This window comes from Vibrio sp. TRT 21S02 (assembly GCF_050113675.1).
Classification (GTDB): domain Bacteria; phylum Pseudomonadota; class Gammaproteobacteria; order Enterobacterales; family Vibrionaceae; genus Vibrio.
The window spans coordinates 36,981-60,374 of the sequence record NZ_JBNJOI010000013.1; the positions used below are offsets into that span (position 1 = coordinate 36,981).

Annotated in this window: 22 protein-coding genes; 16 read left to right on the forward strand and 6 right to left on the reverse strand. The window is 45.0% G+C overall.

The genetic code is table 11. The features are described 5' to 3' along the window. Nucleotides 1–112 precede the first annotated feature (112 nt). Nucleotides 113–1,477: a sodium-dependent transporter gene (locus tag ACQEXU_RS16130; RefSeq protein WP_427011596.1), complete on the forward strand. Its 1,365-nt coding sequence runs from the start codon at nucleotides 113–115 to the stop codon at nucleotides 1,475–1,477. 69 nt (nucleotides 1,478–1,546) lie between these two features. Here the strand turns inward: ACQEXU_RS16130 and ACQEXU_RS16135 are convergent, their stop codons facing one another. From ACQEXU_RS16135 to ACQEXU_RS16150, 4 genes are all read right to left on the reverse strand, one after another. Continuing rightward, a complete protein-coding gene (locus tag ACQEXU_RS16135; RefSeq protein ID WP_427011597.1) occupies nucleotides 1,547–2,641 on the reverse strand; it encodes a succinylglutamate desuccinylase/aspartoacylase family protein in 1,095 nt (364 codons plus the stop codon). Next, nucleotides 2,601–3,506 (reverse strand): 30S ribosomal protein S6--L-glutamate ligase, encoded by a 906-nt coding sequence (gene rimK, locus ACQEXU_RS16140; protein ID WP_004415299.1) that lies wholly within the window; start codon nucleotides 3,504–3,506, stop codon nucleotides 2,601–2,603. The genes ACQEXU_RS16135 and rimK overlap by 41 nt, the downstream gene beginning before the upstream one ends. After that, the gene (locus ACQEXU_RS16145; protein ID WP_367988322.1) at nucleotides 3,506–3,946 is read right to left on the reverse strand and encodes an ATP-dependent zinc protease family protein; all 441 of its coding nucleotides are present in this window, start codon (nucleotides 3,944–3,946) and stop codon (nucleotides 3,506–3,508) included. Before ACQEXU_RS16145 ends, rimK begins: the two co-directional genes overlap by 1 nt. Before the next feature lie 292 nt (nucleotides 3,947–4,238). Beyond that, complete coding sequence (locus ACQEXU_RS16150) at nucleotides 4,239–5,711, reverse strand: aminoacyl-histidine dipeptidase (protein WP_427011598.1); 1,473 nt, start codon at nucleotides 5,709–5,711, stop codon at nucleotides 4,239–4,241. A gap of 983 nt (nucleotides 5,712–6,694) precedes the next feature. Here ACQEXU_RS16150 and ACQEXU_RS16155 point away from each other — a divergent pair. The 15 genes from ACQEXU_RS16155 (at nucleotide 6,695) to pgpA (ending at nucleotide 20,188) form a co-directional block, all read left to right on the forward strand. Then, nucleotides 6,695–7,984, forward strand: coding sequence for an NCS2 family permease (locus tag ACQEXU_RS16155; RefSeq protein WP_367988324.1), 1,290 nt, complete (start codon nucleotides 6,695–6,697; stop codon nucleotides 7,982–7,984). A 73-nt stretch (nucleotides 7,985–8,057) separates the two neighbouring features. Beyond that, entirely contained in the window at nucleotides 8,058–8,522 is a 465-nt protein-coding gene (tet(34), locus tag ACQEXU_RS16160) for an oxytetracycline resistance phosphoribosyltransferase domain-containing protein Tet(34) (protein WP_367988325.1), read from the forward strand. 86 nt (nucleotides 8,523–8,608) lie between these two features. Continuing rightward, the gene (gene frsA, locus ACQEXU_RS16165; RefSeq protein WP_367988326.1) at nucleotides 8,609–9,856 is read left to right on the forward strand and encodes an esterase FrsA; all 1,248 of its coding nucleotides are present in this window, start codon (nucleotides 8,609–8,611) and stop codon (nucleotides 9,854–9,856) included. A 102-nt stretch (nucleotides 9,857–9,958) separates the two neighbouring features. Continuing rightward, on the forward strand, nucleotides 9,959–10,348 hold the full coding sequence (gene crl, locus ACQEXU_RS16170) for a sigma factor-binding protein Crl (protein WP_427011599.1): 390 nt from the start codon (nucleotides 9,959–9,961) through the stop codon (nucleotides 10,346–10,348). Nucleotides 10,349–10,470: 122 nt separating this feature from the next. Further along, on the forward strand, nucleotides 10,471–11,610 hold the full coding sequence (gene proB, locus ACQEXU_RS16175) for a glutamate 5-kinase (RefSeq protein WP_427011600.1): 1,140 nt from the start codon (nucleotides 10,471–10,473) through the stop codon (nucleotides 11,608–11,610). 10 nt (nucleotides 11,611–11,620) lie between these two features. Beyond that, a complete protein-coding gene (locus ACQEXU_RS16180) occupies nucleotides 11,621–12,871 on the forward strand; it encodes a glutamate-5-semialdehyde dehydrogenase (RefSeq protein WP_427011601.1) in 1,251 nt (416 codons plus the stop codon). Nucleotides 12,872–12,975: 104 nt separating this feature from the next. Beyond that, nucleotides 12,976–13,425, forward strand: a complete 450-nt coding sequence (gene nrdR, locus ACQEXU_RS16185) for a transcriptional regulator NrdR (protein WP_427011602.1) — start codon at nucleotides 12,976–12,978, stop codon at nucleotides 13,423–13,425. A gap of 12 nt (nucleotides 13,426–13,437) precedes the next feature. Further along, a complete protein-coding gene (gene ribD, locus ACQEXU_RS16190) occupies nucleotides 13,438–14,550 on the forward strand; it encodes a bifunctional diaminohydroxyphosphoribosylaminopyrimidine deaminase/5-amino-6-(5-phosphoribosylamino)uracil reductase RibD (protein ID WP_427011603.1) in 1,113 nt (370 codons plus the stop codon). Beyond that, nucleotides 14,551–15,207: a riboflavin synthase gene (locus ACQEXU_RS16195; RefSeq protein ID WP_427011604.1), complete on the forward strand. Its 657-nt coding sequence runs from the start codon at nucleotides 14,551–14,553 to the stop codon at nucleotides 15,205–15,207. 50 nt (nucleotides 15,208–15,257) lie between these two features. Continuing rightward, nucleotides 15,258–16,367 (forward strand): bifunctional 3,4-dihydroxy-2-butanone-4-phosphate synthase/GTP cyclohydrolase II, encoded by a 1,110-nt coding sequence (gene ribBA / locus ACQEXU_RS16200; protein WP_427011605.1) that lies wholly within the window; start codon nucleotides 15,258–15,260, stop codon nucleotides 16,365–16,367. 245 nt (nucleotides 16,368–16,612) lie between these two features. Continuing rightward, nucleotides 16,613–17,509, forward strand: coding sequence for a 1,4-dihydroxy-2-naphthoyl-CoA synthase (locus ACQEXU_RS16205; RefSeq protein WP_427011606.1), 897 nt, complete (start codon nucleotides 16,613–16,615; stop codon nucleotides 17,507–17,509). Between the two features lie 188 nt (nucleotides 17,510–17,697). After that, complete coding sequence (gene ribH, locus ACQEXU_RS16210; RefSeq protein ID WP_193288390.1) at nucleotides 17,698–18,168, forward strand: 6,7-dimethyl-8-ribityllumazine synthase; 471 nt, start codon at nucleotides 17,698–17,700, stop codon at nucleotides 18,166–18,168. Continuing rightward, a complete protein-coding gene (nusB, locus tag ACQEXU_RS16215; protein WP_367988334.1) occupies nucleotides 18,168–18,635 on the forward strand; it encodes a transcription antitermination factor NusB in 468 nt (155 codons plus the stop codon). Before ribH ends, nusB begins: the two co-directional genes overlap by 1 nt. A gap of 75 nt (nucleotides 18,636–18,710) precedes the next feature. After that, on the forward strand, nucleotides 18,711–19,685 hold the full coding sequence (thiL, locus tag ACQEXU_RS16220; RefSeq protein WP_427011607.1) for a thiamine-phosphate kinase: 975 nt from the start codon (nucleotides 18,711–18,713) through the stop codon (nucleotides 19,683–19,685). Continuing rightward, nucleotides 19,682–20,188: a phosphatidylglycerophosphatase A gene (gene pgpA, locus ACQEXU_RS16225; protein ID WP_367988336.1), complete on the forward strand. Its 507-nt coding sequence runs from the start codon at nucleotides 19,682–19,684 to the stop codon at nucleotides 20,186–20,188. Before thiL ends, pgpA begins: the two co-directional genes overlap by 4 nt. A gap of 76 nt (nucleotides 20,189–20,264) precedes the next feature. Here pgpA and ACQEXU_RS16230 read toward each other — a convergent pair whose 3' ends face one another. Then, on the reverse strand, nucleotides 20,265–20,648 hold the full coding sequence (locus tag ACQEXU_RS16230; protein ID WP_427011608.1) for a DUF3461 family protein: 384 nt from the start codon (nucleotides 20,646–20,648) through the stop codon (nucleotides 20,265–20,267). 109 nt (nucleotides 20,649–20,757) lie between these two features. Then, entirely contained in the window at nucleotides 20,758–23,382 is a 2,625-nt protein-coding gene (gene glnD, locus ACQEXU_RS16235; RefSeq protein ID WP_427011609.1) for a bifunctional uridylyltransferase/uridylyl-removing protein GlnD, read from the reverse strand. Nucleotides 23,383–23,394 lie beyond the last annotated feature (12 nt).

Genomic DNA, 23,394 nt, shown 5'->3' on the forward strand with positions numbered 1-23,394 from the left:
ATAAACTGGTAATTTTGCGATGGATGGCGAATCTGGTGACTTTCTGGTTGAGTTATCGATATATCTGTAATACCGTACTAGCCAACTAGTTCGGCGGTATTGTGTAAGTGGTATGACACAGCAAACAAACTCTTCTTCTCGTGAGCATTTTGGCTCACGTCTCGGTTTTATTCTTGCGGCAGCTGGTGCTGCGGTTGGTCTTGGCAACATTTGGGGTTTTCCTACCCAAGCAGCCAGTAATGGTGGTGGTGCTTTTTTATTGGTTTATCTTGTGATGATTTTGATCGTTGCTTTCCCAATGCTTGTCGTTGAGATGGCAATTGGTCGTCATGGACAAGCGAACCCAGTCGATAGTATGCGTGCCCTTACAGCAAATCCTGTAGGTAAGCGTGTTGGTGCTGCCGTTGGTTGGATAGGCTTAAGTGTGCCGAGTGCGGTATTGGCTTTCTACAGCATCGTGGGTGGTTGGTTGATCTGCTTCTTACTTGGTGCTGTGACTGATGTGTTAGGTATGGAGGCGGCAACCGCTTGGTTTAAAGGCTTCAGTGTTGAACGTAACCTTTTTGGTACGATTACTTTTTACGTTCTCACTATCTTAATTGTTCAAGGTGGCGTTAAAGAAGGGATTGAGAAGTGGTCGACACGCTTGATGCCGGCTCTGTTCATTTTATTTGGTCTGCTGTTTATCTACATCATGACGCAAAATGGCGCGATGGAAGGTTTAAAACATTACTTGATCCCAGACTTTGAGAAGGTGATGGACCGTAAGTTGATTCTAGCGGCAATGGGGCAAGGGTTCTTCTCGCTCACTATTGGTGGCTGTTCAATGCTGATTTATGGTTCTTACCTCAGTAAGAAAGAGAACCTGCCAAAGATGGCGATGAATGTGACGCTGGTGGATACCGCAGTCGCGTTTATTGCCGGTCTGGTAGTGATGCCTGCTATGTTTGTCGCAATGCAAAAAGGCGTACAGATTTATGCGCAAGATGGGTCACTGCTAAGCTCTGATACCTTGGTATTTACGGTGCTACCGTTGATGTTTGATAGCTTAGGTCTGTTAGGCCAGCTATTTGCGATAGTGTTCTTCTTGCTCCTGACCATTGCTGCGTTGACCTCTTCTATTTCAATGTTGGAGTGTCCTGTTGCTCTGGTAAGCGAACGTTTCAACACTAAACGTACACCAACCAGTTGGGTACTTGGCGGTCTGATTGCTCTGTTTAGCGTCGTCATCGTCTATAACTTTGGTGAGTTGTTTGGTTTGGTGGCGATGGTCGCGACACAGTACCTACAACCAGCGGCAGCACTGCTATTCTGCCTATTTGGTGGCTGGGTATGGAACCGTCATTCAAAGATTAAAGAGCTAGAGCAGGGCTGTCCTGAGTTCACTCAAGGCTGGTTTGGTAAGTTATGGCCTGCCTACGTGAAGTTTGTTTGTCCGATTCTAGTCGCGACGGTTATCTGGGCTTCATTTGGTTAACTGGAAAGCGATAGACAATAAAAAGCCCGCATAGTGATATGCGGGCTTTTTGTGTTTAACGGCTTCTGTTTACTGAGCAGGGGCGTTGATTTGACCAGTTGTTAAAGGATCAACGTCAAGGTCTGTGACCTCTTCAATGAACTCTTCTACGACTTGTTCCACTTCTTCGTCATCTTGCTCGAAGTAAGCTAAGTGGAAGATTGCATCGCCTTCGTTGACCAAAGGTAGTGTTTGTTGACCGATAACAATACCGCCTTTGCGAGCGGTGAGTTCAATCTCACTGTGGCCAAGTGGGGCGCTGATGTAAGCCAGAACCTGGCCTTTTTCAACTTTCTCACCCAGTGTCACAACAGTACGTAAGATGCCATCACTTTCAGCACGTAGCCAGCTAGTGGACTTGGCAATCACTGGGGTTGGCAGCTTTTTACGGCTTGAGCGCAGCATGCCAATCGCCTGCATCACACGTTGTACACCGATGAAACCCGCACTGATACAAATCGGCTCAAAGCGTAATGCTTCACCCGCTTCGTAAGTCAGAACCGGAATGCCCAGGCGTTCAGCCTCGCTACGCAGAGAACCATCACGTAGTGGAGCATCGACTATCACTGGCGTAGCGAACGCCTGAGCAATACGAAGCGTCTCTGGGTTACTTAAATCTGCACGAATTTGTGGCAGGTTAGTGCGGTGAATCGCACCCGTGTGTAAGTCCAGAATGTAATCACAGCGCTTAGCAACCTGAGAGAAGAAAGTATTGGCCATGCGTGATGCTAGCGAGCCTTTCTCACTTCCTGGGAAGCAGCGGTTTAGATCGCGTCGATCCGGTAGGTAACGCGATTTATGAATAAAGCCAAATACGTTGACGATTGGCACAGCAATCACGGTACCTTTGAGCTTGCTAGCATCAATGGTGTTGATCAACTGACGTACAATTTCAACGCCGTTAAGCTCATCACCATGGATAGCAGCATTGACCATTAAAACCGGTCCTGCTTGTTTACCATTGATGATCTCAACAGGGATCGATAAAGGCGAATGGGTATAAAGCTTCGCAGCTTCTAACTCAACAACCTTACGCTCTCCCGGCGAGATAGACTCGCCGAGAAATTCAAATGCGCTATTCTTCTTAGCCTTTGCCACGAGTTTTAGTCCTTTTGCTTGCCGCATTCTTCTCAATAAATTCGACAATCATTCCAGCAATGTCTTTACCAGTTGCGGCCTCAATACCTTCAAGACCTGGAGATGAGTTTACTTCCATGACTAATGGACCACGGTCTGATCTTAGTAGATCCACCCCAGCCACATTTAGACCCATTATCTTCGCAGCCGCTACCGCAGTACGGCGCTCTTCTGGAGTGATCTTAATTAAAGATGCACTACCACCACGGTGTAGGTTTGAGCGGAATTCGCCTTCAGCACCTTGACGCTTCATCGCAGCAATCACTTTGTCGCCCAGTACGAAGCAGCGAATATCAGCACCGCCCGCTTCCTTGATGTACTCTTGCACCATGATGTTTGCTTTTAGGCCCATGAACGCTTCTACAACGCTTTCTGCTGCTTTACGAGTTTCAGCTAGAACCACACCGATGCCTTGAGTACCTTCAAGTAGTTTGATCACTACCGGAGCACCACCGACCATTTCAAGTAGGTCTTTCACGTCATCAGGTTTGCTTGCAAAACCTGTGATTGGCATGCCGATACCTTTGCGTGATAGCAACTGCATTGAGCGTAGCTTGTCACGAGAACGAGTGATCGCAACAGATTCGTTGACTGGGTAAACACCCATCATTTCGAACTGGCGCAATACCGCAGTACCGTAGAATGTTACTGACGCGCCGATTCGAGGAACAATCGCGTCAAAGCCAGATAGCTCTTCACCTTTGAAGTGGATCTCTGGTTTCTCTGAGTTGATATTCATGTAACAACGTAGCGCATCGATCACTTTCACTTCGTGACCACGGCTTTCTGCCGCTTCAATTAGACGCTTGGTTGAGTACAGGTTCGCGTTGCGAGACAGAATACCAATTTTCATTATTTGCTTTCCTCGAAAGGGACTAAAAACGATTCAACAGGGTCGACAATGATGCGATCGTGCATTGCAGTGCGACCTAATAACATGCGAAAAGCCATATTTTCGCGATTAGTTAAAGTAATTTCGATTGGCCAACTTTTTCCGCCAATGCTCAGTTCAGATTCGATAACGTAACGTGATTCTTCGTGACCACCTGAGTCGCGCACTGTGCGCTCATCAATTACTTTAGCTTCACAAACTTTTTCGAATTCCGTGTTGTGCTGCATTGGGTGGATCCAGAATCTGACCCAAAGAGCTTCGTCCTTTTTAAAGCTCTCTACTTTGAACGCGTGTAAGCAAGACGTCCTGGCTCCGGTATCAATCTTTGCGTTAATTTCATTAATACCTAAACCTGGCAGGCTAAGAGTTTCTCGCCAACCGACTAATAGTTTTTCTTTCATCGCAGTAACATAATTTTAGAGAGTATTTAAGATGCTCGAGTGAAGTGAGCATCCCCAACATAACACGGTCGAATTGTGCCGAGTCTTGTGCTTGAAGAGGGTAAGAATGTACCCAAAGGCGCTTCAAGGAGGGCGACTGTAGCAACCAAGGATAGGTGTGACTAACGAAAAAATAATACCGTTACGACAAAAAAAATTTATCGATAGAAAATGAGTAGCAATAAAAAAGCCAGCTAATCTGAGCTGGCTTTTTCGATAAGTTTTTCTAATGGAATGTTGCTATTTTAGCAAATTATGCCTTTTCAGGAATTGCTTCTAATAGCGCAACCATTTGATCCCAGAATAGGGCAACGGTATCGATCTTCACTTTCTCATCAGGAGAGTGAGGGAACTTGATCGTTGGGCCAAAAGAAACCATGTCCATGTTCGGGTAAGGTTCTTTGAATAGACCACACTCAAGGCCTGCGTGAATCACCATGATGTTTGGTTTGTGACCGTAGATGCCTTCATACATATCACGGAAGATAGCCATGATTTCAGAATCAGCGTCTGGTTTCCAACCTGGGTAAGCGCCAGAGAATTCAATCTGTGCACCTGCTAGCTCTGCAACAGAAGTTAGCATGCCTTCTACTTGCTGACGACCTGAGTCAATCAGTGAGCGAACTAGACATAGCACTTGAATTTGGTTCTCTTCCGTTGTGATAACACCAACGTTAAGAGAAGTCTCAACGACGCCTTCGATTTCATCGCTCATACGAATCACGCCATTTGGACATGCGTTTAGCGCAGCAATAAAGCGTTGTTGGTCCGCAACAACTAAAACCTGTGCGTCTGTTTCGATTGCTTCATTGAAAGAAACAATGTCCGTTTCCACTTTACCTAGCTCTGTTTTAAGCAGGTTAGTGTAGAACTCAAACAGTTCTGCAAGTTTTGCTTCGTTTTCAGCTGGAACCGCTACCGTTACGAACGCTTCGCGAGGAATTGCGTTACGTAGGCTACCACCGCGGAATTCAACTAGACGAAGATCAAGCTCTTGTGCGTGACCTGCTAGGAAACGTGCAACGAGTTTGTTGGCGTTACCACGACCGGTGTGAATATCACAGCCAGAGTGACCGCCTTTTAGGCCTTTAAGGATTAGCTGGCGAGTTACATAACCTGCAGGGATTGCTTCACGTTTGATGTCAAAAGTCATTTCGCCATCGATGCCGCCAGCACAACCCATGTAGACTTCGCCTTCTTGTTCAGAGTCAGTATTAAGAAGGATATCGCCTTCTAACCAACCCGCTTCAAGACCAAATGCGCCAGTCATGCCTGCTTCTTCATCGATAGTGAGTAGTACTTCGATTGGACCATGCTTGATCTCAGTCGATGCCAGTACTGCTAGGCAAGAAGCCATACCCATACCGTTGTCAGCACCTAGGGTTGTGCCTTTGGCGGTAACCCACTCACCATCAATGTAGGGTTGGATAGGATCTTTAGTGAAGTCATGATCCGTGTCTTCGTTTTTTTGAGGAACCATATCAATGTGAGCTTGAAGCACCACACCTTTACGGTTTTCCATTCCAGCCGTCGCAGGCTTTTTGATAAATACGTTGCCGGTTGGATCTCGGCGAACCTCTAGACCTTGTTCCGTTGCCCAATCTACGATGTATTGAGCAAGCGTTTCTTCATGTTTTGAAGGGTGTGGAATAGAACAAATCTTGTCGAAGAACTGCCACAAAGGCTGTGGTGACAAGTGGCTAATTTCAGAATGGAATTCAGACACGGAAGACTCCTTTTGTAGTGTTTTTCCACATATTTGATTGCATTTTTGCCTATCAAATAGAGTTAATATCCAAAATTTGGGTATTGAGTAGAGAGGGCAGCATACCACTACAGCGTCTCTTGGAGTAGTCGCAGTGGCTAGATTCCATCATTCTCATCAAGAGTTGCAAGATTGGTATTTATCGAATATGACACAGGGTTTGTATTGATTTGTTCTTTACTTAGAAAACTGACTGATAATGCTGTAATTTAATTACTAAATTTTATTGATCATTATCATGTTATGAACTTTTTGTGACTTTGGTCACTTTCGGGGTTGTAATTTTATTTCTTTGGGGTATATTGTAACCAACTTCGCAAACGAAGAGAAAATGCTCAAAGGATGAGTCCGATTTATCGCCTCCAAGGAACCGAGAAATCAACGTATGTTTCATTGATTTAGAAGGTGATGTTTATGAAAGGTTTACCAAGTGCAACGTTCTGGCTAAACAGCTCTGTTTACACAAGTAACTTTGCATACCCTACAACTTTTGGCTACTAAGCCGGGAATTGTAACTCTCGAACAGTATGTTCACCCCTATATATTGGAATTTATCGACAGCGTGTTTGCTGACATGATTCAACCGCCGCTCAAATTGAGCGGCGTTTTTTTATCCTTAATTTCTATTTTTATTGCAACTCGCGATATTTTTATTCGTATAAATTCATATTTCTTCATTCAAAAATGCCTTCAATACGAGAAGTAAACTTCGACAGAGTACAAAAAAACATCATTTGATTTTTATTCGTTTTTTGATTGATTGTTTAATATTATCATGTAGTTATGTTGTTTTTACTTGCTGTTGTACACCTCTGCTGCCTACTTAATAATAACTATTGTTGATTTGGGTCAGATTTCTGTCTGGAATTTGTTATTTGATAACTTTATAATCCACGGCCAATCGATTACGCAACCGTTTACTTTTACCGTTATAGGATTCGAACATGCTCGAAAGGCTATTTAAACTAAGCGAAAATGGCACGAACGTGAGAACTGAGATCATCGCGGGTCTGACTACGTTCTTGACAATGGCTTACATCATTTTTGTTAACCCAGCAATTCTCGCTGATGCAGGAATGGATCGTGGTGCAGTATTTGTGGCCACTTGTTTAGCGGCGGCTATTGGCTGTTTCATTATGGGCTTTGTTGCCAATTACCCAATCGCGCAAGCACCGGGCATGGGGTTAAATGCATTCTTTACCTATGCGGTAGTGCTTGGCATGGGCTACACCTGGCAGGTTGCGTTAGCGGCGGTTTTTGTGTCGGGTGTTCTATTTATTTTCCTAAGCGTGTTCAAGATCCGTGAGTGGATCATCAATTCGATTCCGATGTCGTTACGAACAGGTATTTCAGCGGGTATCGGCCTTTTCCTTGCTTTCATTGGTTTGAAAAATGCAGGAATTGTCGTTGATAACCCAGCGACACTTGTTTCTATGGGCGCAATCACATCGCTGCCTGCAGTGCTTGCTTCAATTGGCTTTTTCTTGACGATTGCCCTGGTTCACCGTGGTGTGAAAGGCGCAGTGATGATCGCTATCTTGGCTGTGACAGGGCTGGGCCTATTGTTTGGTGATGTACAGTGGGGTGGAGTAATGTCAGCGCCTCCAAGCATCGCACCTACGTTCCTTCAATTGGATTTCTCCGCTGTATTTGAAGTCGGCATGATCTCAGTGGTGTTTGCTTTCTTGTTTGTGGATTTATTTGATACAGCAGGTACGTTAGTTGGCGTTTCTCAAAAAGCAGGTTTAGTGGGTGAAGATGGCAAGATCCCTCGTTTAAATAAAGCGTTACTGGCAGACTCTACTGCAACATCGGTTGGTGCACTTTTGGGTACATCAAATACCACGTCATACATCGAAAGTGTGTCTGGTGTTGCTGCGGGTGGACGAACTGGCTTAACTGCGGTTGTGGTTGGCATTTTGTTCCTACTTGCACTGTTCTTCTCGCCATTAGCTGGTATGATTCCGGCGTATGCGACAGCAGGCGCGTTATTTTATGTTGCGATTCTGATGCTTTCTGGCTTAGTTAGTATCGATTGGCGTGACCTAACGGAAGCTGCACCTGTTGTGGTTACTTGTTTGTTGATGCCTCTGACGTTTTCTATCGCAGAAGGTATTTCGCTAGGCTTTATTGCTTATGCCGCAATCAAGTTGTTCAGTGGTAAAGGGCGAGAGGTTTCCATGAGTGTATGGGTGATGTCTGCTATCTTTATCATCAAATATATTGTCGCTTAAGAATTCAAAAGACTTGTAGGGGCCATTATAAAAGCGTCTACAAGTTTTCATTTTTATAAATTAGGTTATTGCAATGAGTAAGAAATTCATCATTACCTGGGATCAGATGCACTCTTTTTGTCGTGAACTCGCTGCGAAGCAAATGCCAGCCGAACAGTGGAAAGGCATTTGGGCAGTAAGCCGTGGTGGCTTAGTTCCTGGTGCTATTTTGGCTCGTGAACTGGGTATTCGCTACGTCGATACTATCTGTATTTCAAGCTACGACCATGATCACCAACGTGACATGAGCGTGCTGAAGGCGCCTGAAGGAGATGGTGAAGGTTACTTGATTGTTGAAGATCTTGTAGATAGCGGTGATACAGCACGTAAACTTCGTGATTTATATCCTAAAGCGAAACTGATTGCGGTATGTGCAAAACCTTCTGGTGCTGAGTTGCTGGATGACTACGTTGTCGACATTGCTCAAGAAACTTGGATTGAGCAACCATGGGACATGGCAATCCAGTACATCGAGCCGATTAATCGTAAACAAAAATAATCATTAAGCAGATTATTGAAAATGACCCTTTCACGGGTCATTTTTTTTATTACTATGTAGAGTAAGTTCTCCAATTGGGCGTATTCATGTCTGAAGAAGTAAGTAAAAACCTCTCTGAAACTCTCTTTGTGAAGCACAAGCAAGCAAAAGAGACCTCCGCTTTAACTCGATATATGCCAACCAGTTTGGAGACGTTAGAGCAAAAGCGTCAGTCAGAAGGCTATCGTTGGTATCGAAACTTAAGGCGTTTGCAGTGGGTATGGCAGGGAATTGAGCCGATTGAACAAGAGAGTGTGCTGTCACGTATTGCTTCTTCAGATGGTTCGCGTACAGAAGACCAGTGGCTAGACACTGTGATGGGCTATCGCAGTGGCAACTGGGCTTATGAATGGACCAAATTAGGCATGCAGCATCAAAAGCGAGCGAATGATCTCGATGGTGATCAAGCGGCTGATGAGCTGTTTAGTGCATCGCTCTGTTTTAGTATTGCTGGTTACCCTCACTTAAAAAATGACAACCTTGCATTACAAGCACAGGTGCTGGCGAACAGTGCCTACAATGAAGCAGCGAAGAAAAGTCGCTTTATTATCAAGCAAATTGAAGTGCCTTATAAAAATAAGCGGATCATAGCTAACTTACACCTTTCCAAAACAGACAAACCTCAACCTGTGGTGATCGTCAGTGCCGGATTAGATAGCTTGCAAACTGACATGTGGCGATTGTTTCGCGATCACTTAGCTGAACGTGATATTGCAATGTTAACCGTGGATATGCCGTCGATTGGTCACAGCAATCACTGGTCTTTGAGTGAGAATTCATCGTGCCTACATCAAGCCGTCTTAGATTATTTACCGCAATTGCCATGGGTTGACCATTTCCGTGTCGGCCTGATTGGTTTCCGCTTTGGTGGCAATGCGATGGTGCGGTTATCGTTTGTTGAGCAAGAAAAAATCAAAGCGTGTGTGACATTGGGGGCGCCCATTCATGATGTTCTTTCTTCACCAGAAAAACTGAAAAAAATGCCTAAAATGTACTTGGATGTATTGGCCTCTCGCTTAGGGAAAACTGCTGTCGATATAAATAGCTTAGCGTCACAAATGATGGCGTGGTCGCTTAAGGTGCAAGGCTTTTTAACCAGTCGCAAGACAAAAGTGCCAATTTTAGCGCTGAGTTTGGAAGGCGATATGATTTCGCCACCATCGGATAATCAGCTAGTAGCACTTTTTAGTGAATACGGCAAGGCGAAGAAAATAAGTGCAAAAACAATTACTCAAGGATATGAGCAATCCCTCGATTTAGCCATAAAATGGTTAGAGGATGAGTTATTGAGATGACAAATCTCCTAATTTAGTTAAGAGTGATATTAGAGGTTAGTTAATAACCCGCTGATAAATAAAAATAATAGTCATTCTTAACATTGAATATGGAGAGTCAATATGTCTGAGATGACGGCAAAACCTACTCATTACCGCTTGCTGACGACGTTAAAAGCCATTGGTCCTTATCTTAGAGAAGGGCAATGTAACGAGGAGCAATATTTGTTCGATTGTTTGTCGGTTTGTGTTGACGACAAGAAGTCACCTGAAGAACGAGAGTTCTGGGGCTGGTGGCTAGAATTGGTCAAAACGGATGAGGGGTTCGCTGCAAAATATTACACGGGACAATACGATGTCTCTGGAAATTGGCAAGATCTAAAGGTTCCAGCGAAAATCGTACCAGAAATAAATCGAACTCAAGAAGTATTTCATCAAAAGCTGGTTGATACTTTGCAAGAAAAATTTTCTTTAGACGTTAATTTACATGCAGAGTCAGCGGAATTTGTCTGATATTCCCCATTAATTCCCTTCCAACGATAAAAAGGTGCTTTTGAGCACCTTTTCTACTTGTGCATTATTCGTTTGATTGCTAAAACATCAGCTCTTACACGTAAATTCATTTTTTAGACATCATGACAATGAATCAACACAACGGAAAAGCTCAACAACCACAAACGGTGGTTGTAAAACTGGGAACCAGTGTGCTTACTGGTGGAACCTTGGCGCTGGACCGTGCTCACATGGTTGAGCTGGCGCGTCAATGTGCGGAACTAAAGAAACTTGGCCATGCAGTGGTCATGGTTTCCTCTGGTGCAATAGCTGCAGGCAGAGAGCACTTAGGCTACCCTGCACTCCCCAATTCGATGGCGAGTAAGCAATTACTTGCTGCAGTTGGTCAGAGCCAGTTGATTCAAACATGGGAGTCACTCTTTGCTATTTATGGCATCAAAATTGGTCAAATGTTGCTAACACGTGCTGATTTGGATGACCGTGAGCGTTTCCTTAATGCGCGCGATACCATCAATGCTCTGGTTGAAAACGACATTATTCCAGTGGTGAATGAAAATGACGCGGTAGCGACCAGCGAAATTAAAGTCGGCGATAATGATAATTTATCTGCTTTAGTCGGTATTTTATGTGGTGCAGATAAGCTACTACTGCTGACTGACCAAAAAGGTTTATTTACTGCTGACCCGCGCAAAAACCCAAATGCCGAGCTGATTAAAGAAGTTAAGACCATTGATGATACCCTGCGCAAAATTGCAGGTGGTAGTGGTACCACGCTAGGTACGGGTGGTATGGCAACTAAGCTACAAGCGGCAGATATTGCTCGCCGAGCGGGCATTGAAGTCATCATTGCAGCGGGTAGCGCACCAAATGTAGTGTTTGATTCACTTGGTGATACCCCTCAGGGAACGCGTTTCTTACCGTGTGAAGAAGCATTAGAAAACCGCAAGCGTTGGATTCTAGCAGGGCCAGCCGCTTCAGGTGACATTGTGATTGATGATGGCGCAGTCAACGCTGTGGTGGGTAAGGGTAGTAGCCTACTTGCGAAAGGCCTCACCAAAGTGAGCGGAGAGTTTGCTCGCGGCGACGTTGTGCGCGTGACCGACACACAAGGCAAGTTGATTGCACGTGGTATCGCCAGTTACTCGAGCCAAGACATGGCAAAAATTGTCGGCAAACACAGTAAAGATATAATTGGAATTTTAGGTTACGACTACGGCAATGAAGTATTGCACCGTGACGATATGGTCGTAATTCAGGAATAAGGAAAGAAAAGTGGAATTGATTTCTATGGGTATCGCTGCCAAAGAGGCGGCTTTCCAACTGGCAACAGCATCAACAGCGCAAAAAAACCAAGCCTTGGCAATTATTGCTGATGAACTTGAAGCCAATGCTGATGCGATTTTAGCGGCAAATGCGAAAGATATCGAACAAGGTCGTAATGCAGGCCTAACAGAAGCGCTGCTAGATCGTTTATTGCTGAACCCAGAGCGTCTTACAGGGATTGCTAACGACGTACGTAATGTGATTAGTCTAAATGATCCTGTAGGTAGTGAACTAGACAGTAAAGTGCTTGAAAACGGTATGTCGTTGTCACGCCGCCGTGTACCACTTGGTGTGGTTGGTGTGATTTATGAAGCTCGCCCTAACGTAACAATCGATATCGCTGCTCTGTGTCTAAAAACAGGTAACGCAAGCATCCTACGTGGTGGTAAAGAGACATTTTTCTCTAACATGGAACTGGTTAAAGTGATTCAGTCTGCGCTGGCGAAAGCAGCGTTGCCTGCGGCATCAGTTCAGTACATCGAAAAGCCAGATCGTGAACTGGTTTCTCAGCTACTGAAGTTGGATGAGTACGTGGATATGATCATTCCACGTGGTGGTGCTGGCCTGCACAAAATGTGTAAAGAAAACAGTACGATTCCTGTGATCATTGGTGGCTTTGGTATCAGCCATATCTTCGTTGATGAAAGTGCTAACCTAGAAAAGTCATTGGACGTGGTTGAAAACTCAAAAGTACAACGTCCGTCGGCATGTAACTCATTAGATACGCTCTTGGTTCACGAAAAAGTAGCGGCGGAGTTCTTACCTATGCTAGCAGAACGTTTGGCGGATAAGGTTGCGCTGGTTGCTGAGCCAAAAGCGAAAGCACTGCTTAACAATGCAAAAGAACTACGTGATGCTGGTGAAGGTGACTTTGATACCGAATGGCTAAGCTACACGCTAGGCGTTAAAGTGATTGCTGACGTTCATGAAGCCGTTGATCACATGCGTGTTCATAACGCCAGTCACTCAGATGCTATTATGACTAACAGCCTAGAAAACTCAGAAGTGTTTATTAACTCCGTTGGTTCTGCGGCGGTCTATGTGAATGCTTCGACGCGTTTCACTGATGGTGCGCAGTTTGGTCTTGGTGCGGAAGTGGCTGTATCTACTCAGAAACTTCATGCTCGTGGTCCAATGGGCTTGGAAGAGCTGACCAGCTACAAATGGGTAGGTAAGGCAAATTACTTGCCGCGTAGTTAACAAAACTTGCGAAACTTAGTTTGAAAGGGGGCTTAATGCCTCCTTTTGCGTTTCTTAGCGTAGGTAATTCCGTTACACTAGCGGCTACGTGAGATGGAGGTGATATGCATTGTCCTTTTTGTTCTGAGAACGACACTAAAGTGATCGATTCTCGCTTGGTGGCCGATGGTCATCAGGTACGCCGCCGCCGGCAATGTCTGGCATGCAGCGAACGATTTACCACTTTTGAAACCGCTGAACTTGTGATGCCTCGCGTCATTAAATCTAACGGCAACCGCGAACCATTCAACGAAGACAAAATGGTCGGTGGTCTTCAGCGCGCATTAGAAAAGCGTCCGGTTAGCGCCGATGCAGTGGATGTGTCGATCAGCCTGATTAAGTCTCAACTCCGAGCTACTGGTGAGCGAGAAGTACCAAGTGAAATGATTGGTAATTTAGTGATGGATCAGCTTAAAGAGCTCGATAAAGTCGCCTATATTCGATTTGCCTCTGTATACCGTAGCTTCGAAGATATTCGTGAGTTTGGCGAAGAGATCGCTAAGCTGGAAGATTAAGCTGGATTGATGATGACAACATTCAGCAAGTTTGATCACCAAATGATGTCGCGTGCTATTTCACTCGCTAAAGGCGGCATCTACACAACTGCCCCTAACCCCAATGTAGGGTGTGTGTTAGTGAAAAACGGAGCCATCATCGGTGAAGGATTTCACTATCGTGCTGGTGAACCCCATGCAGAAGTTCATGCATTACGCATGGCCGGAGAGAAAGCAGAAGGTGCGACAGCCTATGTCACACTTGAACCGTGTTCTCATTACGGAAGAACGCCGCCATGCGCAGAAGGGTTGATTAAGGCGAAGGTTGCGAAAGTCATTTGTGCCATGCAAGACCCTAACCCACAAGTTGCAGGGCGAGGTATTCAGATGCTTCGTGATGCGGGTATTGATGTCGCAGTTGGATTGCTAGAGCCGGATGCTGAAGCCTTAAACCCTGCTTTCATTAAACGAATGAAAACGGGCATGCCTTACGTTCAGCTCAAGATGGCAGCAAGCCTCGATGGACAGACAGCACTATCAAATGGTCAAAGCAAGTGGATCACCTCTTCCCATGCGCGCCAAGATGTACAGGCCTTTCGTGCTCAAGCTGGTTCAATCTTATCAACCAGCAAGACCGTCATCGAAGACAATGCTTCACTCAATGTGCGTTGGGATGACCTACCTCCATCGATTCAACAACAAATTCCTCAAGCGCAACTACGTCAGCCAACTCGCATCATTCTCGATAGAACTAATCAACTATCAACGTATCCAGAGCTAAAATTTCATCAAGCTGAAGGGACTCAACTGGTGCTAAGCGAGTATGGTGAGATACCTTGCACCATTGATGAAGACGGCAGTATTGATTTAGAAAAGGCGATGTTTACGCTGGCACAGCAACATAATATCAACCATATTTGGGTCGAAGCTGGAGCCACGTTAGCGAGTAGCTTGCTTAAAGCCAATTTAGTCGATGAAATTGTGTTATACCAAGCCCCTAAACTCATGGGGAGTGATGGTCGTGGGTTATTTGGCGCATTCGGCTTACAGGCCATGAATGAAGTATTAGATCTCACGTTGCTCGATGTTCGCCAGATAGGCCAAGATATTCGCATCATTGCCAAACCAACGAAGAAAGAAAATTAAATGTTTACTGGAATTGTAGAAGCAGTTGGTACGCTGACTGCAATCACTCCGAAAGGAGAAGATATTACCGTAACCGTGGAAGCGGGTAGGCTGGATATGTCTGACGTTAACTTGGGTGACAGTATTGCAACCAATGGTGTATGCCTGACAGTTATTGAGTTTAACAGCCACAGTTACAGCGCTGATCTATCACTTGAAACCTTAAATAAAACTGGTTTTACCCACTATCAGGTTGGTGACAAAGTGAACCTAGAAAAAGCAATGTTACCCACCACACGTTTTGGTGGGCATATTGTTTCTGGGCACGTTGATGGTGTCGGTGAAATTGTCGAGCGCCAGCAAGTAGGTCGTGCAATCGAGTTTTGGGTTTCAATGCCTGAAGAGCTGACTAAGTACATTGCTGAAAAAGGCTCAATCACGGTTGATGGTATTAGCTTGACGGTAAACGCACTACGTAAAGATGCATTTAAATTGACCATAGTGCCTCACACCTCTTCGGAAACCACCATTGACAGTTTCCATGTTGGGTGCAAAGTCAATTTGGAAGTGGATGTGCTGGCGCGATATATGGAGCGCTTACTGACTGCAAATCAAGCATCGACACAGCCTGAATCTAAGATCACAATGGAATTCTTACAACAAAATGGTTTTGCCTAAGCAAACCCAGTTACCTTGCAATTAGCAGCTAAAATCATAGGAACTACAGCATGCCAATTAGTACGCCACAAGAAATTATTGAAGATATCCGCTTAGGCAAAATGGTTATCCTTATGGATGATGAAGATCGTGAAAATGAAGGCGATCTGATCATGGCCGCAGAGCATATTACCCCAGAAGCCATTAATTTCATGGCAACTCATGGCCGCGGTTTGATTTGTTTGACCATGACAAAAGAACGTTGTGAGCGTTTGGGTTTGCCGCCGATGGTACAAGACAATAATGCGCAGTATACGACAAACTTTACGGTTTCTATTGAAGCTGCTGAAGGTGTAACAACCGGTATCTCGGCAGCGGATCGCTCTCGCACGGTTCAGGCAGCAGTGGCAAAAGATGCTAAAGCAGCTGACTTAGTTCAGCCTGGCCATATTTTCCCTCTTGCGGCGCAAGAAGGCGGGGTATTAACACGTGCGGGTCATACCGAAGCTGGTTGTGATTTAGCTCGTTTAGCTGGCCTTGAACCATCCGGTGTTATTGTCGAAATCCTAAATGATGATGGCACTATGGCTCGTCGTCCAGACCTCGAAATCTTTGCCGAAAAGCATGGACTGAAACTGGGTACCATTGCGGATCTGATCGAATATCGTAACAACACGGAAACCACCATTGAGCGTGTTGCTGAATGCAAGCTACCAACTGAGTTTGGTGAGTTTAATTTGGTGACGTACCGTGACACCATCGATAATCAAGTCCATTATGCGCTTCAGAAAGGCGATCTAAAGGATACCGCACCGTTAGTGCGCGTTCACTTACAAGATACATTCACTGATTTATTGCGTAGTGACCGTAATGCAGAACGTAGTTGGACACTCGAAAAAGCGATGAAACGCATTGGCTCTGAGGGTGGTGTATTAGTGATTCTTGGCAATGAAGAGTCAACCGATCTATTGATTCATCGTGTGAAGATGTTCGAAGCACAAGATAAAGATGAAGCGCCAACGTTAGCGAAGAAGCAAGGTACATCACGTCGTGTTGGGGTCGGTTCACAAATTCTAGCAGACCTTGGTGTACACGATATGCGTTTATTGTCATCGACGAATAAGCGTTACCATGCTTTGGGTGGTTTTGGCCTTAATGTGGTCGAGTACGTATGTGAGTAACTGCTCACCATCGTGAAAAATGTAAGAACGTGAATGAGGAAAGCCATTCACGTTTTTTTATGCTTATTGTTTACTATCGCGTGTTGTTTTTGACTTGGCTTAAGTTTGCTACAGATTGCAGACGAAAATTCCTAGCAGCCCGTACTTTTTTCACTAGAATATGCCTTTTATGATTGGCCATAAACGTGTCTATTGTTGACTGTGGTTAATCGAAGTATCAGACAATCCAATGGAGCTCGTATTGTATGCAAGACAAAACGATTTTTGATCCGCAATTGTGGGACGCCGTCGAAGGTTTCGATTTTGAAGACATCACTTATCACCGTGCTAAAGATCAGGGAACCGTCCGAATTGCAATTAACCGCCCGGATTGTTTGAATGCATTTCGCCCCAAAACGGTGGATGAATTATTTACGGCACTGGATCATGCGCGTCAATGGTCAGATGTTGGTTGTGTATTGTTAACGGGCAACGGACCATCGAAAAAGGGACAGTGGTCTTTCTCATCAGGTGGTGACCAACGCATTCGTGGTAAAGATGGTTATAAATACGAAGGTGAAGAAGCTGGTAAAGCTGACGTTGCTCGAATGGGGCGTCTTCATATCCTTGAAGTGCAACGTATGATCCGTTTTATGCCAAAGGTTGTGATTGCGGTTGTACCTGGATGGGCCGTCGGTGGTGGTCATAGTTTGCATGTTGTTTGTGATTTGACCCTTGCTTCTAAAGAGCATGCGGTGTTTAAACAAACCGATCCCGATGTGGCTTCATTTGATTCTGGTTATGGTTCTGCTTATCTAGCAAAAATGATTGGTCAGAAACGAGCTCGTGAGATTTTCTTCTGTGGTTTTGATTACAGTGCGCAAGAAGCTTATGAAATGGGCATGGTTAACAAGGTGGTCGATCACTTTGAACTAGAGCAAGAGGCGTTGCGCTGGGCGAAAGAGATCAACAGTAAGTCACCGACTGCGATGCGTATGCTCAAATATGGTTTTAACTTGCCAGACGACGGGTTAGTAGGGCAGCAACTATTCGCAGGAGAAGCAACTCGCTTGGCTTACGGTACTGAAGAAGCGCAAGAAGGACGAGATGCCTTTTTAGAGAAGCGCGATCAAGATTTCAGTCGTTTCCCTTGGCACTATTAATATCGCTTAAATGCTATTCAGTAAACGGAGCCTTAAACGGCTCCGTTTTTGCTTTTTAAGCCGACTTATTCTCGCTCGAAAAATCCATTTTTAGCATCAAGCCGCGGCAAATATCATTAGATATTGCTCACAAAACTGTGCTAGAATCCGGCGATTCTCACTTGATGAATATAGTTAAAGGAAGGCTTATGAAAGTGATCGAGGGCGGCTTCCCTGCGCCAAATGCAAAAATTGCTATCGTTATTTCTCGTTTCAACAGTTTTATTAACGAAAGTTTGCTATCTGGTGCGATCGATACACTAAAACGTCACGGCCAAGTTAGTGAAGAGAATATTACCGTTGTTCGTTGTCCTGGTGCAGTCGAGCTACCATTGGTTGCTCAGCGTGTTGCAAAAACAGGTAAATACGATGCGATCGTATCTCTTGGCACAGTTATTCGTGGCGGTACACCACACTTCGACTATGTTTGCAGTGAATGTAATAAAGGTTTGGCGCAAGTGTCTCTGGAATACAGTCTTCCAGTCGCATTTGGCGTATTGACCGTTGATACTATTGATCAAGCTATCGAGCGCGCAGGAACCAAGGCTGGTAATAAAGGTGCAGAGGCTGCACTGAGCGCGCTTGAGATGATTAACGTTCTTTCAGAAATCGATTCCTAATGGGGGCCAGTGTGAAACCAGCCGCACGTCGTAATGCACGTCGATTTGCTTTACAAGCAATCTACTCATGGCAAATTACTAAAGAAAATGTTGCCACAATTGAAGAGCAGTTCTTATCTGGTGGTAAGTATGATGAAGAAGAGCATCATGCATCAGAGCCTGCTTTGTCAGCTCCTGACACAGACGTTGCATACTTCCGTGACCTATTAACAGGTGTTGTGCTAAGTCACACAGAGTTAGATTGCAAGATCCGCCCTTACACATCTCGTCCAATGCAAGATCTGGATATGATGGAACTGGCACTACTTCGTCTTGCTATGTATGAAATGACTCGTCGTGAAGACGTACCATACAAAGTGGTAATTAACGAAGCTATCGAGCTAGCAAAAGTGTTTGCAGCAGAAGATAGCCATAAGTTCGTTAATGGTGTGCTGGACAAAGCCGCACCACACGTTCGTAAGAAATAATCGCGATTCAGCGAATAAAAGGTCAGCTAATGCTGGCCTTTTTTGTTCGTTACTCTGACCAAGGTAGGTAATAAGTTGGCTGGTGAATTTAATTTGATCGAGAAGTATTTTGTTGCTCGGCAACCAAATCGCGCTGATGTCATTTTAGCGGCAGGAGATGATTGTGCGATCGTGTCTGTTGCGCAAGGCCAACATGTCGCGATTAGCACAGATACATTGGTTGCAGGAACTCATTTCCTCGCTGATGCTGATCCTGCAATGGTTGCCCATAAAGCTCTGGCGTCGAATATTAGTGACTTAGCGGCAATGGGAGCCACGCCTGCATGGGTTTCTTTCGCACTAACCATGCCAGAAGTCGATGAAGCATGGCTTAAGCCTTTTTGTGATTCATTTTTTGCATTGGCTGATCAATTTAATATCCAGTTAATTGGTGGTGACACCACCAAAGGGCCATTAAGTCTGACACTAACAGTTCAAGGCCTCATTCCTAGCGGTCAGTCATTGCGTCGAGATAATGCGCAAGTGGGTGACAGAATTTACGTTACGGGTGATCTTGGTGATAGCAAAGCTGGCTTAGATGTTATTTTAGACCCGTCTTTATCGACTCGTCCTTTTGCACAGCAACTTATGAGGCGGCACTACCTTTCTACTCCTCAAATTGCATTGGGGGAAGCCTTACGTGGCATTGCTAGCGCAGCGATTGACATCTCAGATGGCTTGATTTCCGATCTGCAACATATTTTGCGTCGCTCAGGCTTGGGCGCACGGGTGGATATCGATACACTGCCGTTTTCTCAAGAGCTGTGTGAGTTTATTGGTAGCAGAGAAGGGGCTCAACGCTATGCATTGACCAGCGGTGAAGAGTACGAACTGTGCTTTACCGTGCCAGATAGCAAACGTGAGGAGTTTGAGCAGGTTATCTCCACTCATGCTGTGAAGGTGTCTTGCATTGGCCAAACATGCCATGGTAGCGATATAGAACTTCATCAAAATAGCTTAGCGTTAGATTGGCAGTTAAGCGGGTATGATCATTTTAAGGTGGGTTTATGACCAATCCTCTTTCTCTTATTTCATTGAAAAACCCATGGCATTTATTGGCTACCGGGTTTGGTAGTGGTTTATCGCCAGTGATCCCGGGAACGATGGGAACCTTAGCGGCGATTCCGTTTTATTTGTTGTTGGTGCAACTGCCACTACCTTTGTATCTAGCTGCCGTTTTGATCTCATGCCTTATCGGGGTGAAGATCTGTCAGATCACCTCTGATGATATGGGGGTACATGATCATGGCTCTATCGTATGGGATGAATTTGCCGGTTTTTGGATCACCATGCTGGTGGTTCCGCTGTTCCAGCTTTCTGCAACGGATTGGAAGTGGTTGGTGACCGGTTTCGTGCTATTCCGTTTTTTCGATATGGTGAAGCCATGGCCTATTGGCTGGTTAGATAAGCGTGTTCATGGCGGCTTAGGTATCATGCTGGACGATATTGTAGCAGGTATCATGGCGGGCGTAGCACTGTACCTTGTTGGACTTTATGCTGGTTGGTTAGCATAAGATGGTACATTGATGTTAGCTGGTGAGTGAATAGTTTAAAGGGTTGTCATAGTGACAACCCTTTTTCATTTCATGTCTATTTTAATTTATCGAGATCTGCTTCTATTTCAGCAATTTTACTCGAAACCACTTTTTCTAAGTGGCGTAAGTCGGTCAAGATCTTTTGTTTTACATCGACTTCGGCCAATTTTTCTGGTTTGGTAATTTTATTTAGCTCATCAATCACTAAGGTTAGGTTGCGATTGATTTCGGTCACCTCTTTATACTGATGGCTACCACTATCTACCAGCACATTTTTAACTTGCCTTGGGTATTTAAACTTCACGCTTTTCGCAAACAGTTCTCCCTTTTGTTTACGAAAATAGATTTTTAAAACATCCTTATGCGCTTCTTGACGAAGTGAATAGCGCTCAATCTGTTTAGGTTCATGAATGCCTAAACCAGTGAGGTGTGGAAACATAGGCTACCTCTGTTAGTTTGATGTTATTAACATAACTAATGTAGCAGCCTATTTTTGTGTCAGATAGTCGATTATTCGAACAGTTAGCTAACTTGTGGACGAGATCGCGCTAGTTGGGAGCTAACTCAGCGACATTGTCGATAAGTTGCTGTCTTAACAGAGTTTGTTCTTCATCAGACAGTTTTCCACCTTCAGCACTGGTGATGATAAATAAATCTTCAGCGCGTTCTCCAATGGTGGTGATTTTAGCCGCATGAAGACTGATACCCAGATCCGCAAATGTTGCTCCAACTGTGGCTAGTAACCCTGGAGTATCGAGAGCCACAAATTCGAGTAAGGTTCGTTTTTTACTTTTTGTCGGAAGGAAATCAACCCGAGTTTTAACGGTAAAGTGTTGTAAGTTCCTTGGTACGCGGCGAGTGCGGATCTTCGTGGGTCGTCCATCTTCTAAAACGTGCAGTAAGTGCTTTATGACAGCTTTATGGCGGCTTTCTTCGATCGCTTCGCTGTTTTGATCCAATACCATAAATGTATCAAGGACATAACCGTCTTTACTTGTCATGACTTGCGCATCATGAACGTTAAAATTGCGTCGGTCGAGCTCTGCCACCACAGTGGCAAATAATGCGTGCTGATCTTTGCTATAAACAAAGACTTCAGTGCCGCCACGAGTGGCTTTTTTGCTGACTAAAATGAGTGGTTTTTCTGGTGCATCATGTCGTAGTAAGTGACTACAGTGCCAAGCGATTTGCTTATGAGTGTGGCGCAGGAAGTAGTCGGCTTTAAAGCGTTGCCATAACACTTCAATTTCTCTAGCAGTAAAGCCTTCTTTTCTTAGTATGGCAGAAGCCAGCTGTTGGTTGTGGCGGATGCGATCTCGGACGTCAACAGGGTTTTCCAACCCGCGACGCAGTGCTCGCTGAGTCGAATAAAACAGTTCGGCCAATAATGTTCGCTTCCAACTGTTCCATAACTCTGGATTGGTAGCACAAATATCTGCAACGGTTAGACATACTAAGTATTCTAGGTACTCTTCATCACGGACCTGTTTTGCAAATTCAGTGATCACTTCAGGATCGTAAATATCACGACGCTGCGCAGTGACGGACATCAATAAGTGATTGCGCACCAGCCAAGTCACCAGTTTAGCTTCGGGCTTGGATAAGCCATGTTCGATGCAAAACTGGTATGCCTCTTCAGCCCCAATTTCTGAGTGATCGCCACCACGTCCTTTACCGATATCATGGAAAATTGCAGCGAGGATTAGGAGTTCTTTTTTCTGAATTCTAGGATAGACTTCGCAGCAAATAGGGTGTTTATCGTAATTCTTGGCGTAGCTAAAGATATTGATGTGCTTGAGTAAACGAATACTGTGTTCGTCCACGGTATAAACATGAAACAGGTCAAATTGCATTTGACCAACAATTTGGCTCCATTGGGGTAAGTAGGCAGAGAGCACCCCAAGCTTGTGCATTAGGCTAAAAGCTTTGTGCAATGCATTCGGGTGACGGCATAAGGTCATAAATTTCTCTCTTGCCGCTGGAATGGTATGCAGGAACTTATTCAATCGTCTACGAGCTGTTCTTAATTGACGTAGTGTTGGTGGTGAAACGCCTTCGATACTTGAGTCATTGGCAATATGAATAAACATGTCGAGAATGGTTTCTGGGCGCGCTTGAAACAGGGCAGGCTTACGCGCTTCTATCAAATGACCACGTCGCTGGAAGTCATCACTGAGGATCTCTATCTGACATTCCACACCATTATTCAAGATTGCTTGATCAAAAATCTTGAGCAGCATTTTATTGAGCTCAGCCACACGACGTAGCGTGCGATAGAACTCCTTCATCATCATTTCAACACCACGGTTACCTTCTCCGGTAAAACCAAGGTGTTCAGCCACCTGTGCTTGATGGGCAAAGGTTAAGCGGTTGTCGTAACGTCTTAGCTCGATATGCAAAGCAAAACGTACCCGCCAAAGAAAGTCTTGGCACTCTACCAGTTCTCGGTATTCCGCATCAGTCAGAAACCCATATCGGCTCATCTCGAACAGTGATGTGGCGCCGAAGTGACGACGAGCAACCCAGCTTAAGGTATGAATATCGCGTAATCCTCCGGGGGTCGATTTGATGTCGGGCTCTAGATTATAGGTAGTGTCGTGATAGCGAGCGTGACGTGCTTTTTGTTCATCCAGTTTGGCTTTATAGAAGACTTCACTTGGCCAAAATGATTCAGAGTGGATCACCAACTGTAGTTGATGAAATGTGTCTTCGCAGCCGCACAGTAAACGAGACTCTTGTAGGTTGGTTGCCACGGTTAGATCTTGGCGACCAATATCGGCACACTCTTCAACGGTTCTAACGGCATGGCCGATTTCAAGCCGTAGATCCCATAGTAGCGTAATAAACTCACTGACTTTCTCAGCAAGTCCTTCGGGAAGGCGTTTGCGTGAGACAACAAGAATATCGATGTCGGAAAGTGGATGCAGCTCGCCGCGTCCATATCCGCCCACTGCCACTAAGCTGATATTGGGTAAGGCATCAAACCCATAATGGCACCATAGCCGATTGAGCAGCATATCGATGTATTCAGCTCGTCCTAAGACCAAATCAGTCACTGGATGATGGTTTAAGAACTCTTGTTTTTGATAAAGGGCAAACTGATCAAGCTGAGTTTTGATTTCAGCAACGGCCAGCTGCTGCTCAGAGAAGGTAAGGGGAGATTGGTATGGCATATACTGCGATCC